The sequence below is a fragment of the Nocardioides sp. genome (genome assembly GCF_050246775.1).
In the GTDB taxonomy this organism is placed as follows: domain Bacteria; phylum Actinomycetota; class Actinomycetes; order Propionibacteriales; family Nocardioidaceae; genus Nocardioides.
The window spans coordinates 92705-109411 of record NZ_JBFWVK010000004.1 but is presented as its reverse complement, the minus strand read 5'-3'; the positions used below and the strand labels follow the sequence as shown (position 1 = coordinate 109411).

General features: G+C 68.5%; 16 protein-coding genes. 8 read left to right on the top strand and 8 right to left on the bottom strand.

All coding sequences use genetic code 11. The features are described from left to right. Window positions 1–33: 33 nt before the first annotated feature. Window positions 34–558, top strand: a complete 525-nt coding sequence (locus AB7I40_RS17405) for an RDD family protein (protein ID WP_428344400.1) — start codon at window positions 34–36, stop codon at window positions 556–558. Here the strand turns inward: AB7I40_RS17405 and AB7I40_RS17400 are convergent, their stop codons facing one another. The 3 genes from AB7I40_RS17400 to AB7I40_RS17390 are packed head-to-tail and all read right to left on the bottom strand — an operon-like array spanning window position 559 to window position 5540. Continuing rightward, window positions 559–3024 (bottom strand): GcvT family protein, encoded by a 2466-nt coding sequence (locus AB7I40_RS17400; RefSeq protein ID WP_428344399.1) that lies wholly within the window; start codon window positions 3022–3024, stop codon window positions 559–561. Next, complete coding sequence (locus AB7I40_RS17395) at window positions 3017–3919, bottom strand: choline/ethanolamine kinase family protein (protein WP_428344398.1); 903 nt, start codon at window positions 3917–3919, stop codon at window positions 3017–3019. Before AB7I40_RS17395 ends, AB7I40_RS17400 begins: the two co-directional genes overlap by 8 nt. Window position 3920: 1 nt before the next feature. Beyond that, a complete protein-coding gene (locus tag AB7I40_RS17390) occupies window positions 3921–5540 on the bottom strand; it encodes an amino acid permease (protein ID WP_428344397.1) in 1620 nt (539 codons plus the stop codon). A 139-nt stretch (window positions 5541–5679) separates the two neighbouring features. On the opposite strand from AB7I40_RS17390, the gene AB7I40_RS17385 reads away from it, so the two are divergent. The 5 genes from AB7I40_RS17385 (at window position 5680) to AB7I40_RS17365 (ending at window position 10945) form a co-directional block, all read left to right on the top strand. Further along, window positions 5680–6411: a FadR/GntR family transcriptional regulator gene (locus AB7I40_RS17385; RefSeq protein ID WP_428344396.1), complete on the top strand. Its 732-nt coding sequence runs from the start codon at window positions 5680–5682 to the stop codon at window positions 6409–6411. A gap of 24 nt (window positions 6412–6435) precedes the next feature. Then, window positions 6436–7803, top strand: coding sequence for a glutamine synthetase family protein (locus AB7I40_RS17380; protein ID WP_428344395.1), 1368 nt, complete (start codon window positions 6436–6438; stop codon window positions 7801–7803). Window positions 7804–7805: 2 nt separating this feature from the next. Next, the gene (locus AB7I40_RS17375) at window positions 7806–9227 is read left to right on the top strand and encodes an aldehyde dehydrogenase family protein (protein WP_428344394.1); all 1422 of its coding nucleotides are present in this window, start codon (window positions 7806–7808) and stop codon (window positions 9225–9227) included. A gap of 162 nt (window positions 9228–9389) precedes the next feature. Further along, entirely contained in the window at window positions 9390–10169 is a 780-nt protein-coding gene (locus AB7I40_RS17370) for a 3-oxoacyl-ACP reductase (RefSeq protein ID WP_428344393.1), read from the top strand. An 8-nt stretch (window positions 10170–10177) separates the two neighbouring features. Then, window positions 10178–10945, top strand: coding sequence for a gamma-glutamyl-gamma-aminobutyrate hydrolase family protein (locus AB7I40_RS17365; RefSeq protein WP_428344392.1), 768 nt, complete (start codon window positions 10178–10180; stop codon window positions 10943–10945). Here the strand turns inward: AB7I40_RS17365 and AB7I40_RS17360 are convergent. The 4 genes from AB7I40_RS17360 to AB7I40_RS17345 are packed head-to-tail and all read right to left on the bottom strand — an operon-like array spanning window position 10877 to window position 14105. Next, window positions 10877–11635, bottom strand: a complete 759-nt coding sequence (locus AB7I40_RS17360) for a sulfite exporter TauE/SafE family protein (protein WP_428344391.1) — start codon at window positions 11633–11635, stop codon at window positions 10877–10879. The two genes, AB7I40_RS17365 and AB7I40_RS17360, sit on opposite strands and share 69 nt — an antisense overlap. Continuing rightward, on the bottom strand, window positions 11632–12789 hold the full coding sequence (locus AB7I40_RS17355) for an SPFH domain-containing protein (protein WP_428344390.1): 1158 nt from the start codon (window positions 12787–12789) through the stop codon (window positions 11632–11634). The genes AB7I40_RS17360 and AB7I40_RS17355 overlap by 4 nt, the downstream gene beginning before the upstream one ends. A gap of 12 nt (window positions 12790–12801) precedes the next feature. Continuing rightward, window positions 12802–13263, bottom strand: a complete 462-nt coding sequence (locus tag AB7I40_RS17350; RefSeq protein WP_428344389.1) for an NfeD family protein — start codon at window positions 13261–13263, stop codon at window positions 12802–12804. A 41-nt stretch (window positions 13264–13304) separates the two neighbouring features. Beyond that, window positions 13305–14105, bottom strand: coding sequence for an ABC transporter ATP-binding protein (locus AB7I40_RS17345; protein WP_428344388.1), 801 nt, complete (start codon window positions 14103–14105; stop codon window positions 13305–13307). Between the two features lie 37 nt (window positions 14106–14142). Between AB7I40_RS17345 and AB7I40_RS17340 the strand changes: the two genes are divergently transcribed. Together AB7I40_RS17340 and serB are read left to right on the top strand one after the other, a co-directional pair. Beyond that, window positions 14143–14892 carry a hypothetical protein gene (locus tag AB7I40_RS17340; protein ID WP_428344387.1) on the top strand — a complete coding sequence of 250 codons (750 nt, stop codon included), beginning with the start codon at window positions 14143–14145 and terminating at the stop codon, window positions 14890–14892. Window positions 14893–14923: 31 nt separating this feature from the next. Then, a complete protein-coding gene (gene serB, locus AB7I40_RS17335; RefSeq protein WP_428344386.1) occupies window positions 14924–16138 on the top strand; it encodes a phosphoserine phosphatase SerB in 1215 nt (404 codons plus the stop codon). A 33-nt stretch (window positions 16139–16171) separates the two neighbouring features. Here the strand turns inward: serB and AB7I40_RS17330 are convergent, their stop codons facing one another. Continuing rightward, a complete protein-coding gene (locus AB7I40_RS17330; protein ID WP_428344385.1) occupies window positions 16172–16696 on the bottom strand; it encodes a SixA phosphatase family protein in 525 nt (174 codons plus the stop codon). Between the last annotated feature and the right edge of the window lie 11 nt (window positions 16697–16707).

Here is a 16707-nt window from a genome sequence, read left to right as displayed (position 1 = left end):
TGGATTTCCGGCGCGCCTCGAAAGGATCCGCACATGAGCTACACACCTCCGCCCCCGCCCGATCCGTCCGCCTACGGCGTACCTCAGACCGGGTCCCGGCCAGCCGAACTGCTCGACCGCTTCGTGGCTCGCCTGATCGACGGCGTCCTGCTGGCCGTGGTCTGGGTGATTCTCGGGGTCATGGTCGTCGGCAGCGTCCTGCTGGGTGGGGTGAACAGCTACGTCGCGGGCGCCGCGACAACGATCATCCTGGTGGCCCTGCAGATGGGCTACTTCATCTACCTCGAGAGCACGCGCGGCCAGACCCTCGGCAAGATGGTGATGAAGCTGCGGGTGCTCGGGGCCACCGGCGGCAACCCCACGGTCGAGGAATCCGCGCGCCGCAACATCTGGATGGCTCTGAGCATCCTGGGCGTGGTCCCGGTCATCGGCCTGCTCAGCGTGCCTGCCCAGATCGTGGCCGTCATCATGATCGCCGTGACCATCAACGGCGACACGGTCGCCCGGCTCGGCTGGCACGACAAGTTCGCGGGCACCCGGGTCATCAAGGTCGGCTGATCAGCGCAGGGGCGCCTGCAACGAGAGACGTACACCGTGCAGGCGTCCGGCCACATCCACCTCGAACCCACCTGCCTCCAGCCAGGAAGCAGTGATCGGCTCCTCCCGCCGGACGTAGGCCAGTGCGACGCCCGCACCGACGGTGGCTCCCCAGGCCGCGCTGGACACCTGGCCAATGGGCGTGCCGTCGCGCAGGACGAGCTCCCCACCCCACAAGGTGGCCTCCTCGTCCCCGACGACGAGGCTGACCAGCCGCCTGCGCGGACCACCCTGCCGCAGTGCCTCGCGATGGGCCTCGAGCGCCGTACGCCCCAGGAAGTCGAGCTCTGCTCCGTGGCGGTCCACCCGGCCCAGCCCGGTGGCGAAGACCAGACCTGCCTCCACCGGTGTGAGGTCCGGAGTCAGCTCCCGGCCGAAGGCACGGTAGCCCTTCTCGAGACGAAGCGACTCGATGGCGTAGTAGCCGGCGTTGACCACCCCCAGGTCCACCCCGGCCGCCATCACCGCGTCATACACGATGGCCGCGAACTCCACCGGCACCAGGAGCTCCCAGCCCAGCTCGCCGACGTAGGTCATCCGGGTCGCCCGGACCGTGGCCATGTCCAACGAGATCACCTGGCTCGAGGCGAAGGGGAACGCCGCGTCACTCAGGTCGGTGTCTGTCAATCGGGCGAGCAGGTCGCGCGAGGCGGGCCCCATCACCCCCAGCACGGCGTACGCCGTGGTGACATCGACGACGCTGGTCGTGCTTCCCGTCCGCAGGTTGCGCCTGATCCAGTCCAGGTCGCGCACCGTGGTCGCAGAGCTGCTCACCAGCAGGTAGTCGGCCTCCCCGGTGCGGGTGACCGTGAGGTCGGACTCGTAACGACCCCGCTCATTCAGCAAGGGGGTGTAGACGGCGGTGCCGATCGGCACATCGATGTCGTTGGCGCAGATCCACTGCAGGTCGGCCGTCGCGTCCGTGCCGGACACGGCGTACTTCGAGAAGGAGGTCTGGTCGAACACCGCCACCGCGCTGCGGCAGGCACGCTGCTCGGCCGCCGACCAGGCGAACCAGTTCTGCCTGCCCCAGGAGTACTCGATCTCGGCGGACTCCCCGGACGGGGCGAAGAAGTTGGGGCGCTCCCAGCCCATGCGGGAGCCGAATCCGGCGCCGGCCGCGGCGAGCCGATCGTGCAACGGCGAGGTGCGGAACGGCCGGGCAGTCGTCATCTCCCGGTTCGGCCATGGCACTGCGTAGTGCAGGCCCAGCACCTCGGCCACCCGTTCGCGAAGCCACCGCTGGTTGCCGTTGAAGGCTGCGAACCGGCGGATGTCGACCCCGACCAGGTCCATCGTGGGGGTGCCTTCGACGATCCACTCCGCCAAAGCGCGGCCAGCGCCGCCGGCGGACGCGATGCCGACGGAGTTGAATCCTGCTCCCACGAAGTAGTTGCGCAGGCCAGGAGCCTCTCCCAGGACGAACTGGTTGTCCGGGGTGAAGCTCTCCGGGCCGTTGTAGAACTTGCGGATCCCGGTCTCGGCCAGCACCGGGATGCGGCGTACGGCCTCGTCCATGAGCACGGAGAAGTGCTCCCAGTCCTCGTCCAGCAGTTGGAACTCGAAGGGGTGCGGGATCTGGTCCGGGGCCACCCAGGGTTTGGCCTCGGGCTCGAAGCCACCGACGACCAGGCCGCCGACCTCCTCCTTGAAGTAGGTGTAGCCATCGGGGTCTCGCAGGATCGGGAGGCCGGGGTGCACACCGTCGATCTGGTCGGTGACCACGTAGAAGTGCTCGGCCGAGTGCAGCGGCACCGTGACCCCGACCAGATCACCCAAAGCCTTGGCCCATTGGCCCGCACAGTTGACGACCACCTCGGCCTCGACGTCCCCGTGATCGGTCCGCACGCCGGTGACCCGGCGGCCGGCAGGTCCGTCCTCGGTGGTGAAACCTGTCACCCGGACCTTCTCGCAGACCTGGGCCCCGCGTTGGCGCGCACCCTTGGCCAGCGACATGGTCAGGTCCGTCGGGTTCGCCTTGCCGTCGCCCGGCAACCAGATGGCGCCGAGCAGGTCGTCGATCGCCATCACCGGCCAGCGTTCGGCGGCCTCGGCCGGGCTCAGCATCGCGCAGTCCAAGTCGTACGCCGCCGCAGTGGCCGACGTCCGCCGCAGCTGCACCATGCGGTCCTCGGTGCGCGCCACGATCACGCCTCCGCACTGCTGGTAGCCAGTGGACAGGCCGGTCTCCGCCTCGAGTGCGGCATAGAGCTCGGCGGAGTACTGCACCAGCCGGGTGCCGCTCTCCGAGGCCCGCAGGAGCCCCACCAGGCCGGCGGCATGCCAGGTGGTCCCCGACGAGAGCCGCCCCTGCTCGATGAGCAACACGTCGTTCCAGCCGAGGCGGGTGAGGTGGTAGGCCACGCTTGCGCCGATGACCCCACCTCCGACGATGACCACGCGGGCACGGGAAGGCAGTTCAGTCATCGAGTTGGACCTCGTCGAGCAGGTGGCGGAAGGTGGGACTGGTGAAGGTGCGGGCGGCCTTGTCGAAGCGGTGCTGACCCCAGCCTGCGAAGTCGTAGTCCAACGGACTTGAGCCCGCCTGGATGAAGCCCCAGAGGGACCAGCCGTACTCGCTGACCAGGCTCTGCAACCGGACCCGGGCCAGCAGGGCGCGCGAGGCTCGGCCCAGGTAGGCCTCGGTGTAGGCGGCCGTCTGGTCCGGGCTGAACTCGCACTCGGTAGCCGTGTTGCCGATCTCGAAGAAGGGATCGTTGTTGCCCGAGTACTCGTAGTCGATCAGCCAGATCTGGGTGCCGTCGTCGACGAAGTTGCCGGCGAGCAGGTCGTTGTTGCACGGCGCGAGCGGCCCGGCCGTGGCGGCGAGGGCGGCCTTGACGTCCGCCCAAGCGGGATCGAAACGCGTGTAGTCGGCCGGCAGCGCGAAGCCGTGGGCGCGGGCGGTGGCGAGGTAGTCGTCGCGCCGTTCGAACATGTCGAAGCGCCCGGTGAAGCGCGGCCCTGCCTGGAGCCGTCGGCACGCCTGGGCCGCGCGGGAGAGCACCGCGGGATCAGCGAAGTCAGTTTCCGTCAGCGTCCTCCCCTCGAGGAAGTCGATCACCAGGAGACCGAGATCGGGCCGGTAGTCGACCACGCCGGGCCCGACCCCGGCGGCCGCGGCTGCCGCGGTGTTGAGGTGCTCGGCGTCGCGGTCGATCGCCAGCAGGGAGGCGTCACTCTGCGAGCAGCGGACCACGTAGACCCCCGACGCCGTGACCACTTTGAGGTTGCGGTTGGTGAGGCCGCCCGAGAGCTCCTCGACCAGGCTGCGTCCGGCAAGTGCCGGCACCTGGTCGAGGAGCTCGTCGAGTTCATGCACGTCAGTCGTTGAAGGCCTTGACGACGGCCTCGTCGATCGTGTGCTTCGGGCCCGTGAACCAGTTCTTGGCAGACACCTGCCACCAGATGCCGAGCAACGCCAGAGCCCCGAAGGTGAGGATCGGTGCGTAGTTCACGAACTTCCACGAGAAGTCGCCGCCGAAGGGGTTGCCCTGTGGGACGAAGGGGAGGATGAAGTAGACGGAGATGATGGCGATCTCGGCCACCGCGATCAGGTTCATCCACTTGTACTTCGCCCCGTTGTTCCAGCTGCCGGCCTGGAACGAGTCGCCCATGCGCCAGCGCAGCCAGATCGGGATCAGGAACGCCAGGTAGAGCCCGATGACGGCCACCGACACCACGGCGTAGAAGGCCGTCGGGACGATGAGGGGCTCCTCAGCGGTCCCGATGTTGACCTCGATGAGCGCCGGCAGCGTGATGATCGCGCTGACCACGGCGACCATGAGCACCGCATTGGCCGGGACCTTGCTGGAGCTGAGTCGAGAGAGGTAGCCGGAGCCCGGGATGGCACCGTCGCGCGAGAACGCGAAGGTCATGCGCGAGGCACTGGTCATGCAAGCCATCGTGCAGAAGAACTGGCCGATGGCGGAGATCGCCAACACCAGCGCCGCTGTGTCGTTGCCCAATGACTGGACGAAGATGTAGGCCACACCACCACCGCCCACCCCGGCGTTGTCGGCGGCGCCATCAGCCCCGTTCGGCACCGCGAACAGGAAGGCCAGCAGCAGGATCCAGCCTCCGATGGCCGAGTAGAAGATCGACTGCCAGATCCCCTTGGCCGCCGCGGACGACGCGGCCGAGGTCTCCTCCGACAAGTGCGCGGAGGCGTCGAACCCGGTGATCGTGTATTGCGTCAGCAGGAGGCCGAAGGGGGCCACCAGCAACCAGTACGCCGCACCGCTCGTGGCTCCTCCGTCGTAGCCGGAGTTGTTGAAGCGCTCGGTGAACACATAGCTGAAGCTCTGGTGCTGATCGGGGACGAAGATGAGGATGAGGACGATCAGAGCGGCACCGAACACGTGCCACCACACCGAGATGTTGTTGAGCACCGCCATCAGATGTCCGCTGAAGATGTTCAGCAGGGCTGCTGCTGCGAGCACGACCAGGAAGATCAGGAACACCCGCGTCAATGAGTAGCCGTCGGCGAACCCGGTCGAGAAGGTGCTCAGGGTGAGGTCGATGAAGGTCGCACATCCGTAGGCCACCGAGGCCGTGACGGCGACGAGGCCGATCAGGTTCAGCCAGCCGGTGAAGAAGCCGGCAGCCGGTCCACCCATCTTCGAGGCCCACCAGTAGATGCCTCCCGAGGTGGGGTACGCCGACACCAGCTCGCTCATCGTGAAGCCGATGATCAGGATGAAGAGCGACACGATGGGCCAGCCCCACGAGATGGCGATGGGACCACCGTTGTTGAACCCCTGGCCGAACGTGGTGAAACATCCGGCGAGGATCGAGATGATGGAGAAGGAGATGGCGAAGTTGGAGAAACCCGACCAGGATCGGTCGAGTTCCTGCTTGTACCCGAGTTTTGCAAGATGTTTCTCGTCCGCCGTCAGTTCGACGACAGGGTGTTCGGGGAGTGGTTCGTGGGCTTCAGGCATGTGACACCTTCTCGGGATACGGACCAGCGTTTGAACCGGAGGCTAAACCCGTCGCTGCAACGGCGTAAATACGTTCGTGAAAAATTGGTATGAATTCCGACCATTGACAGGCCCGCCGCCGTTCACGAAACTGACGCCCATGACGGCCTCGCCTTCGGCTGACCTCACCGGAGCGGTGCTGCGCCCGGTCCGCGGTCACCACGCGTTCGAGGCCTGCGTGGAGCAGTTGGCCACCGCCATCCGGCTCGGGGTCTACCCGCGCGACACCGTGTTGCCACCGGAGCGGGAGCTTGCTGAGCGCATGTCGGTGTCTCGGGCCACCCTGCGTGAGGCCATCGCCGCGCTCCGGGCCGCCGGGATGGTCCAGACCACCCGGGGACGTGGCGGCGGCACCGTCGTACTCCACCGGCCCAGGGCGCCACGGGCTTCGGCCGCCGCTGCCCTCAAGGGCCGCACCCCGCAGCTGCTCGACGCCCTGGCCTTTCGCCGGGTGGTCGAGCCCGGCGCCGCCGAACTGGCCGCCGAGCGCGACCTCGACGAGGCCACCCAGAGGATGCTGCGCGACTGCCTCGCGGCCGTGGGAGCCGCCGAGTCACCAGCCGATCACCGCCAGTGCGACTCCCGGCTGCACCTCGCCATCGCGACCGCCTGCGGATCGCGGCTCACCATCGCGGCGGTGACGCAGGTCCAGGCAGACCTGCACGACATGCTGCAGGCGATCCCGGTCCTCGCAGTCAACATCGACCACTCCAACGCCCAGCACGAAGCCATCGTCGCAGCGATCCTCGCCGGCGACGCGCGCAGGGCACGTCGGGTGATGAGCGAACACTGCGCGGACACCGCTGCATTGCTGCGCGGTCTGCTCGGCTGAGGCACAGGAATCGAAGGAGAAGCAGTGAGCACCAGGAACGAACGCCATCTCACGATGGGCAATCTCGTCGACCGGATCCGCATGGGTGCGATCGACACCGTCATCGTGGGGTTCACCGACATGCAGGGCCGGCTCCAGGGCAAGCGGCTGCACGGGAACTACTTCGTCGATCACGTGGTCGGGCACGGGACGGAGGGCTGCAACTACCTGCTCGCGGTGGACGTGGACATGAACACCGTCGACGGCTATGCCATCTCCTCCTGGGAGCGCGGCTACGGCGACATGGAGTTCGTCCTGGACGAGGCGACGATCCGGCTGCTCACCCATCTGCCTGCCACCGCCCTCATCCAGTGCGACCTGGTCTGGCCGGACCACTCCCCCGTGCTCCAGTCCCCCCGCGGCATCCTGGCCCGCCAGCTCGAACGGGTCGCGGACCGGGGCTGGACGGCACTGTCGGGCACCGAGCTGGAGTTCGTCGCGTTCACCGACACCTACGAGGCGGCCCACGACGCGGGCTACCGGGGCCTGACGCCGGTCAACCAGTACAACGTCGACTACTCCATCCTCGGCACCAGCCGCGTCGAGCCGTTGCTGCGCGACATCCGCAACCACATGTACGCCGCAGGCATGAACGTCGAGGGGGCCAAGGGTGAGTGCAACTTCGGCCAGCACGAGATCGGCTTCCTGTTCGACGAGGCGATGGTGACTGCCGACAACCACGCCGTCTACAAGAACGCCGCCAAGGAGATCGCCGCCCAGCACGGCCAGTCACTGACCTTCATGGCCAAGTACAACCAGCGCGAGGGCAGTTCCTGCCACATCCACCTCTCCCTGCGCGGCCTGGACGGTGAGCTCGTCTTCTGGGACGCCGAGTCCGGGCAGCGCACGGCGCTCTACGACCAGTTCGTGGCGGGGGTGCTGGCCACGACCGCTGACTTCACCCTGCTGTACGCCCCCAACATCAACTCCTACAAGCGCTTCGCCGACGGATCCTTCGCGCCCACCACCATCGCCTGGGGGATGGACAATCGCACCTGCGCCGTACGCCTGGTCGGGCGTGGCGCCGGTGCGCGGATGGAGAACCGGGTGCCCGGAGCCGACGTGAACCCCTACCTCGCGCTGGCGAGCATGATCGCCGGCGGCCTGCACGGGATCGAGAACGAACTGGAGCTCGGCCCGGAGCTTGTCGGGAACGCCTACGCCTCCGGCCTGCCGAAGGTGCCCACCACGATGGGTGAGGCCCGTGAACGGTTCGCGAACTCCGCGGTCGCCCGGGGTGCCCTGGGGGACGAGGTCGTCGAGCACTATCTCAACATGGCTGACGTGGAACTCAACGCCTACAACGCTGCCGTCACCGACTGGGAGCTCCAGCGCGGATTCGAAAGGCTCTGACATTGGTCTCGACACGCTCGACCACCGACACCGGTTCGACAAGCTCGACCAGCTCGACCAGCTCGACCAGCAACGTGTACACCGTCATCAACCCGGCGACGGCCCAGCCGGTCACCGACATCCACCTGGCCTCCGTCGAGGAGACCGACGCAGCCATCGCCCGGGCCCACGAGGCGTTCGCGGGGTGGCGGGCGATGGCCCCCGGCGATCGGGCCAGGCTGCTGCGCCGGTTCGCGGGGGTGGTCGAGGAGCACATCGACGAGCTGGCCGGTCTCGAGGTGACCAACGCCGGGCACACCTGGGGCAACGCGCGGTGGGAGGCGGGCAACGTCCGGGACTGCCTGAACTACTACTCGGCCGCGCCGGAGCGGATGTTCGGGCGCCAGATCCCGGTCGCCGGCGGCGTGGACCTGACCTTCCACGAGCCGCTGGGGGTCGTCGCGATCATCGTGCCCTGGAACTTCCCCATGCCGATCGCCGCGTGGGGCTTCGCTCCCGCGCTGGCGGCGGGCAACACCGTCGTGCTCAAACCCGCCGAGCTGACGCCGATGACCGCCATCCGGATCGGGGAGCTGGCCCTGGAGGCCGGACTGCCCGAAGGCGTGCTCACCGTCATCCCCGGCAAGGGTTCGGTGGTCGGAGAGCGGTTCGTGACGCACCCGTTGGTGCGCAAGGTCTGCTTCACCGGTTCCACCGAGGTCGGCAAGCGGATCATGGCCGGCTGCGCGGAGCAGGTGAAGAAGGTGACCCTGGAGCTCGGCGGCAAGAGCGCCAACGTCATCTTCGCCGACGCCGACCTCGCGGCGGCGGCGGCCAGTGCGCCGTACGCCGTCTTCGACAACGCCGGACAGGACTGCTGCGCACGTTCCCGGATCCTCGTCGAGCGCTCCGTCCACGACGAGTTCCTGTCCCTCATGCAGCAGGCGGTGGAGGGCATGCGGGTCCTCGATCCCACCGACGAGACCAGCGAGATGGGCCCGCTCATCTCGGCCGGTCAGCGATCCACCGTGCAGGGCTACCTGGACGACGTCGAGGTCGCCTTCGCCGGCAGCCACCCCGGGGGCGACGGTTTCTGGGTGCCGCCCTCCGTGGTCTTGGCCGACGACCCCGGTGCCCCGATCTGGCGAGAGGAGGTCTTCGGGCCGGTGGTGGCGGTGATGGCGTTCGACGACGAGGCCCACGCGGTCGAGCTGGCCAACGACACCGAGTACGGCCTGTCCGGGTCCATCTACACCCGTGACCTCGGGCGCGGCCTACGGGTGGCCCGAGCCATCGAGGCCGGGAATCTCAGCGTCAACTCGCACGCCTCGGTGCGCTACTGGACACCCTTCGGTGGCTACAAGCAGTCGGGGCTCGGGCGGGAGCTCGGCCCGGACGCCCCCATGGCCTTCACCGAGGAGAAGAACGTCTTCATCGCCCACTGATCTCGACAGGCTCGATCACCGACACAGGCTCGACCACCAACACAGGCTCGATCACCGACACAGGCTCGACCACCGAACAGGCTCGATCACCGACAGAGGCTCGACCACCGAAACAGGCTCGACCACCAGCACAGCTCGACCACTGACAGGAGAGAACAGCACATGGCAGGACGCATCGAAGGCAAGGTCGCGGTCGTCACCGGAGGATGCTCCGGCATCGGCCTGGCGACGGTACGCCGGTTCGTCGAAGAAGGCGCACGCGTGGTCATTGCCGACATCGACGCCGTCCGCGGCGCTGAAGTGGTGGCCGAACTGGGCGGATCAGAGGTGGCGACGTACGTGCAGGTGGACGTCACCGACAAGGACCAGGTGGACGCGCTGTTCGCGACGGCCAAGGACACCTACGGGTCTGTCGACATCGCCTTCAACAACGCCGGCATCTCGCCTCCCGAGGACGACTCCATCCTCGACACCGACCTGGACGCCTGGCGTCGGGTGCAGGAGGTCAACCTGACCAGCGTCTACCTCTGCTGCAAGGCGGCCCTGCCCCACATGCTCGAGCAGGGCAAGGGCTCGATCATCAACACCGCGTCCTTCGTGGCGGTGATGGGAGCAGCCACCTCCCAGATCTCCTACTCCGCGTCCAAGGGAGGCGTGCTGTCGATGTCGCGTGAGCTCGGCGTCCAGTTCGCCCGCCAGGGCGTGCGCGTCAACGCCCTGTGCCCCGGGCCGGTCAACACGCCGCTGCTGCGCGAGCTCTTCGCCAAGGATGCCGAGCGAGCAGCCCGACGTCTGGTCCACGTGCCGATGGGCAGGTTCGCCGAGCCCGAGGAGATGGCCAATGCCGTGCTGTTCCTGGCCTCGGACGAGTCCAGCTTCATCACTGCCAACACCTTCCTGGTCGACGGCGGCATCTCCGGCGCCTACGTGACGCCTCTGTGAGTGCCGCCATGAGCCTTCCGGTGATCGGGCTGACGACCTACCGTGAGCAGGCCGCGTGGGGGGTCTGGCAGCAGCGGGCTGACCTGTTGCCCACGCAGTACGCCGTGGCCGTCGAGTCGCTGGGCGGCGTGCCGGTCCTGTTGCCGCCGACCGGGCTGGCCGGGGCGGCACCGGCGGTGCTCGCCCGGCTCGACGGGCTCATCATCAGCGGCGGCGCGGACGTGGATCCCGGTCAGTACGGCGAGGATCCGCACCCGCGCACGGCACAGTGGCGCGAGGACCGCGACGCGTGGGAGCTCGCCCTGCTCGATGCCGCTGGAGCGCAGGGACTTCCCGTGCTCGGAGTGTGCCGCGGCATGCAGGTGATGGCCGTTCATGCCGGCGGGGTCCTGGACCAGCACACACCCGACCTCGTCGGCCACGACGAGCACAGCCCCGGCGGGGACAGCTTCGGCCGGGTCGAGGTCAGCACCGTGCCGGGCTCACGTGTGGCGCAGCTCGTCGGCACCGCGCTCCACGTGAACTGCCATCACCACCAGTCGGTGCGGTCCTCCCCCGGCTTCACACCGGCGGCGCACGCGGCCGACGGCACGTTGGAGGCGATGGAGGCTGCCGGTGACCGGTTCTGCGTCGCGGTCCAGTGGCACCCCGAGACCGCTGCCGACGTCGGGCTGCTGGCCGGGTTGGTGGAGGCCGCAGCGGCTCGGTCAGTCCAGCAGGAACGCCGTCAGCGCGACCAGTCCGACCAGCACGATGAGACCGCGCAGCGCCACTGACGGCAGCTTCCGGCCGTACGACGCCCCCAACTGTCCTCCCACGACGGATCCGATGGCGATCAGCCCGGCCACGACCCAGTCCACGTCGGCCACTGCGATGAAGACGACCCCGGCGACGGCGTTGGCGATCGAGGCCAGCACGTTCTTGATCCCGTTGAGCCGCTGGAGACTCTCGTCGATCCCGATGCCCATCACCGCCATCAGCAGCACGCCCTGTGCGGCGCCGAAGTAGCCGCCGTACACCCCGGTCAGCAGGACAGCCGGCCACACCCACCAGACACCGTGCTCGGGCACCCCTCCCTCGTGGCGCCGGGCGACCCAGGCCGAGATCCTCGGTTGGAGGACGACCAGGACACAGCCGAGCAGGATCAGCACCGGGACGATCGCTGCGAAGGCGCCGTCGGGAAGCACGAGCAGCAACCCCGCCCCGATGGCGCCGCCGATGAGGGAGCCGGCTCCGAGTCGGAGGATCCGTCGCCGTTGGCCGCTGAGCTCCCGCCGGTAGCCGATCGCCCCGGAAACACCACCGGGCACGAGACCGATGGTGTTGGACACGTTGGCGGTCACCGGTGGAATGCCGAACGCCAACAGGGTCGGGAACGTGATCAACGTTCCCGACCCCACCACGGTGTTGATGGTGCCGGCGGCCATCCCGGCGAGCAGGATGGCTCCGACCTCGAAGAGGCTCACGGTGCCGGTGTTGCCCCTGTCTCGTCCCCGGAGCTGTCAGTCGGGTCGTCGGCCACTCCGAAGGAGTCTGGCAGTGGATCGCTGAGCGGATCGTTGAGCGAGGACGTGGCAGCACCCTGGGCCTCCGCGATCGCGGCCTGAACGGCAGCGTTGGCCTTGCTGACCTCGTCGTCGCTCTTGCTCAGCGACATCGGCTCGGTGGAACCCATGTCGACCCGCGTGACCGGACCGTCGACCTTGCTCGGGATGCCGGCCATGCTCGTCATCGTGGAGCCGAGGCCCTCCAGCGCCTTGCCGATCTCGGACGGGACGATCCACACCTTGTTGGCGTCGCCCTCAGCGATCTTCGGCATCATCTGCAGATACTGGTAGGCCAGGAGCGACTGGTCGGGTCGACCGTCGTGGATCGCCTGGAACACCGTCTGGATCGCCTGTCCCTCACCCTGAGCGCGCAGGATCTGCGACTCGCGGTCGGCCTGGGCGCGCAGGATCTGCGACTCCCGGTCACCTTCGGCGTTGAGGATGGCTGACTGCTTGGAACCCTCGGCGGTGAGGATCGCCGCCTGCCGCTGGCCCTCCGCGGTCAGGATGACGGCCCGCTTCTCGCGGTCGGCACGCATCTGCTTCTCCATGGAGTCCTTGATCGAGGGCGGCGGGTCGATGCCCTTGAGCTCGACCCGGTTGACCCGGATCCCCCACTTGCCCGTCGCCTCGTCCAGGACGCCGCGCAGCCCGGAGTTGATCTGGTCGCGACTGGTCAGGGTCTCTTCGAGATCCATGCCGCCGACGATGTTGCGCAGCGTGGTCATGGTGAGCTGCTCGATGGCCTGGATGTAGTTGGCGATCTCGTAGGTCGCTGCGATCGGGTCGGTCACCTGGAAGTAGATGACGGTGTCGATCGACACCACGAGGTTGTCCTCGGTGATCACCGGCTGGGGAGGGAAGCTCACGACCTGCTCACGCAGGTCGATCATGTAGCGCACCTTGTCGATGAACGGCACCACGATGCTGAGGCCCGCGGGCAGGGTGCCCTTGTACTTCCCGAAGCGTTCCACGATCCCGGCTCGGGCCTGTGGCACGATCCGGACGGTCTTTCCCAACAGGACCACCACGAAGATGGCGATCAGCAGCAGGAGTACGTAGACGACTGTCATGGCCGACCTCTTTCAGTTGTCGAGTTGGGGGATGGGGTGCACATAGGCGGTGGCCCCACGGATCTCGATGACTTCAACTGTCTCCCCCGGTGTGATGGTTTCGAACTCGTCGTACGGCGCCGCCGACCAGATCTCGCCGTCGAGCTTGATGCGGCCGTGCTCCTGGGCAGTGATCTGCTCGGTGACGATCCCCTGGTGGCCGACCAGCTTGCCGTGTCCCAGCCGAAGCTCGGGGCCGGTGTGCAGGCGCTTGACCACACTGGGGCGCACCAGCACCAGCATCGCGGTGGACGCTGCAGCGGCAGCGAGCAGCTGTGCCTCGAAGGGCAGCCCGGTGGCCGCGGTCAGGGCTCCGGTTGCGGCGCCCGCGGCCAGCATCAACAGGACCAGGTCCATGCTGAACAGCTCGAGCACGACCAGCAGCGCCATGAGGCCCAGCCAGGCCTGCCATGCGTTGTCGGTGAACCAGTCCATGCGGTGAACAGTAGCCGGAGCCGCCGAGGATCCGGCTCGGTTCAGCCGAGGTGTCGTCGGGTGCGGCGGCGGGCGGCGTACCTGCCCTCGGACTCGGTCACCTCGAGCGGCATGCCGAACGTCTCGGACAGCAGCGGCTCGGTGATCACCTCGCCGATCGGTCCTGCCGCCACGACCCGGCCCTCGCGCAGCAGCAGGGCGTGGGTGAAGCCGGGCGGGATCTCCTCGACGTGGTGGGAGACCATCACGATCACCGGTGCGTCCTCGAAGTTCGCCAGGATGGACAGGATCTGCACCAGGTCCTCGCGGCCACCGAGGTCGAGTCCGGCGCCGGGCTCGTCGAGCAACAGCAGCTCGGGGTCCGACATCAGGGCCCGGGCGATCTGGACCCGCTTGCGTTCCCCCTCGCTCAGCGTGCCGAAGGTGCGGTCCGCGAGCTCCAGCATGCCCACCTCGCGCAGCAGCTGACCAGCGCGGTGGTGATCGAGGGCCTCGTAGTCCTCGCGCCAGCGCCCGACGACGCCGTACGACGCCGACACGACCGCGTCCCGCACGATCTCGTGGCGCGGGATCCGCTCGGCGATCGCGGCACTGGTGAGGCCGATGCGGGGGCGCAGGTCGAAGACGTCGACCGAGCCGAGCTCCTCGCTGAGCACCGCTGCCACTCCGTCGCTCGGGTGGATCTGGGCTCCGGCCACCTGCAGCAGGGTCGTCTTGCCAGCTCCGTTGGGTCCCAGGATCACCCACCGCTCACCCTCGTCGACAGCCCACGTGACCTTGTCGAGCAGGGTGGCGTCGCCACGTCGGACACTGACGTCGACGAAGTCCAGGACCGTGCTCATGCGCTCACCCTATCGGCGCCACGTAGGCTTTCGGGCCGTGGACCCGCGGCCTCGACTCGACCTTCCTGCCTCGGGCGTGTTCGCGTGGTGGTTGACGGCCTGGCTCGCGGGTCACGTGAGCCCCGACGCGCTGCTCGAGGCCGTGCGCGGCGAGGACGCCGCCCACCACGTCGCAGGACTACCAGGCGACGGTGACGACGCGGTGCCCCTGCTGCTTGCCATCGGGACCCTGCGCAGCCTCGGGGCGACCACGGCCGGCCTGGCCCTGCCGGTCGAGGGCGACCCGGTCGGCCTCGGAGGACCGGCGCCGTTCAACCTCGAGGCGATGGACCAGGGCGAGGCGGTCGTGGTCTCGAACATCGGACTCGGCCTGGTCCCGGTGCGCGCCGGACGTGGGGTGGTGTGGCGCTGCCTCCCCGCGCAGCGGCGCCAGGTCCCCGACGTGGGTGAGGCGGACCGGACCCTGCGCCTGGCCCTGCTCGAGGCGGCGCGTTCACTGGCCGACCTCGACGTGGCTCGCTGGCGGCCCGAGGTGGCCGATGAGCTGATGAACCTGCGCCATCTCAGGGTGCCTGCTGCCCCCCACACGACCCCCGCCGCATGTGTGCAGCTGGCAGGGAGGGGGTTGCAGGCGCTGGGCGTCGTCGAACTCGCCCTGAGCGACGACGGTGGAGCCGTCACCGCTGCTCAGGCCGAGGATCGGCGCAACGCCCTGCAGCCACTGGCCCGAGCCGGCCGACGAGCTCTCGTGGCTGCCTGTTCGCCCGAGGTCTGGCCACCGGCCTGACGAGGTCCCCGGGAGGGCTACCCTCGCCTCGATGACTCTGCACGCGCCCGAGACCCTCCTGATCACCCTGACCGGCAAGGATCGGCCAGGGGTGACCAGCGCGTTGTTCTCGACGCTTGCGCTGTCCGGGGTCGAGGTGCTCGACATCGAACAGATCGTGTTGCGCCGGCGACTGGTGCTCGGCCTGCTGGTCACGGCGCCACGAGACTGGAAGAAGCTGCGCGACGCGATCGAGAACGCTGCCGCCGCCCTCGAGATGCACGTCGAGGTCTCCCGGGGCACCGGGGACAACAGGGCCCGCAAGGAGGGTCGCAGTCACGTCACCATCATCGGCACGCCCCTCAAGGCGACCGCGATGGCGGCCATCGCGGGTCGGATCGCGGACTCGGGCGCGAACATCGACCGGATCGAGCGGATGGCCCGCTACCCGGTCACCGCGATCGACCTGCACGTCTCCGGCGTCGACACCGACCGGCTGCGCAGCCAGCTCGCGGCTGAGGCCGCCCGCCACGACGTCGACGTGGCGGTCCAGTCGGCGAACCTGCTGCGCCGCGGCATGCGCCTGATCGTCATGGACGTGGACTCGACCCTGATCCAGGGCGAGGTGATCGAGATGATCGCGGCGCACGCCGGCCACGAGCAGGCGGTGGCTCGGATCACCGAGTCGGCCATGCGCGGCGAACTGGACTTCGAGGAGTCCCTGCGCGCCCGGGTTGCCCTGCTGGCCGGCGTACCCGCGAGCGCGCTCGACGAGGTGTACGACGCGATCGTGCTCGCCCCCGGAGCCAGGACCATGGTGCGGACCCTCAAGCGTCTCGGCTATCGCTTCGCGATCGTGTCCGGTGGCTTCAGCCAGATCACCGATCGTCTCGCCGAGGATCTGGGGATCCACTTCGCGCGCGCCAACGAGCTCGAGATCGTCGACGGGCGCCTCACCGGCCGGATCGTGGGCGACGTCGTCGACCGCGCCGGCAAGGCCCGCGCCCTGCGCGAGTTCGCGGCGCTCAGCGGCATGACGGAGAAGTCGGTGATCGCCATCGGCGACGGTGCCAACGACCTCGACATGCTCAACGCAGCCGGGCTGGGGGTGGCCTACAACGCCAAGGCCATCGTCCAGCGGGCGGCGGACACCGCCGTCAACGTGCCGTATCTCGACACGATCATGTACCTGCTCGGGATCTCCCGGGAGGAGGTCGAGGCGGCTGACGCCGAGGCCGGCATCATCACGCCCGCTCCCCCTGTCTGAGACCCGGCCCTTCCGGGGACCCCGCCGAGAGGCTCAGGCTCGCGGGTCGCGTCCCACGTGGAAGCCAGTGACCCGCGCCACGCCCATCTCGAGGTCGGCCCAGTCACCCTCGTAGTCGAACACCGTGAGCGCGCAGGTGGGGTAGCCCTGACTCATCTCCGAGATCGAGTCCGCGTCACCGTCGCCGTCGTCGAGCAGCTGGGCCAGGTAGGCGACGGTCGGGTTGTGGCCGATGAGAAGGACACTGGTGGCGTCGTCGGGCAGGGACCGGATCACGTCCAGAGCCGTCTCCGGTCCGGCGGCGTAGAGCGAGTCGTCGACGTCGGGATCGAGCTCCCAGTCAGCGGCTTGCGCCACCGCCTCCCAGGTGCTGATCGTGCGCGCTGCAGACGAGACCAGGGCGTAGTCGCACTCGATCTCGTGCAGGGCCAGCCAGGAGCCGGCGTCGGTCGCATCCCGGCGTCCGCGCGGCTCCAGTTCACGCTCGTGATCGGTCGGGGCGAACTGCTGCGCCTTGGCGTGTCTCATCAGCACCAGCACTCGGGGAGTCTTCTGCACACGGCAACTCT

Bases quoted from the DNA above. Each gene is read 5' to 3' on its own strand.
- AB7I40_RS17385 (WP_428344396.1), top strand. From the start codon at position 5,680: ATGACGGCCTCGCCTTCGGCTGACCTCACCGGAGCGGTGCTGCGCCCG.
- AB7I40_RS17345 (WP_428344388.1), bottom strand. From the start codon at position 14,105: ATGAGCACGGTCCTGGACTTCGTCGACGTCAGTGTCCGACGTGGCGAC.
- AB7I40_RS17370 (WP_428344393.1), top strand. From the start codon at position 9,390: ATGGCAGGACGCATCGAAGGCAAGGTCGCGGTCGTCACCGGAGGATGC.
- AB7I40_RS17405 (WP_428344400.1), top strand. From the start codon at position 34: ATGAGCTACACACCTCCGCCCCCGCCCGATCCGTCCGCCTACGGCGTA.
- AB7I40_RS17390 (WP_428344397.1), bottom strand. From the start codon at position 5,540: ATGCCTGAAGCCCACGAACCACTCCCCGAACACCCTGTCGTCGAACTG.
- AB7I40_RS17365 (WP_428344392.1), top strand. From the start codon at position 10,178: ATGAGCCTTCCGGTGATCGGGCTGACGACCTACCGTGAGCAGGCCGCG.
- serB (WP_428344386.1), top strand. From the start codon at position 14,924: ATGACTCTGCACGCGCCCGAGACCCTCCTGATCACCCTGACCGGCAAG.
- AB7I40_RS17355 (WP_428344390.1), bottom strand. From the start codon at position 12,789: ATGACAGTCGTCTACGTACTCCTGCTGCTGATCGCCATCTTCGTGGTG.
- AB7I40_RS17400 (WP_428344399.1), bottom strand. From the start codon at position 3,024: ATGACTGAACTGCCTTCCCGTGCCCGCGTGGTCATCGTCGGAGGTGGG.
- AB7I40_RS17350 (WP_428344389.1), bottom strand. From the start codon at position 13,263: ATGGACTGGTTCACCGACAACGCATGGCAGGCCTGGCTGGGCCTCATG.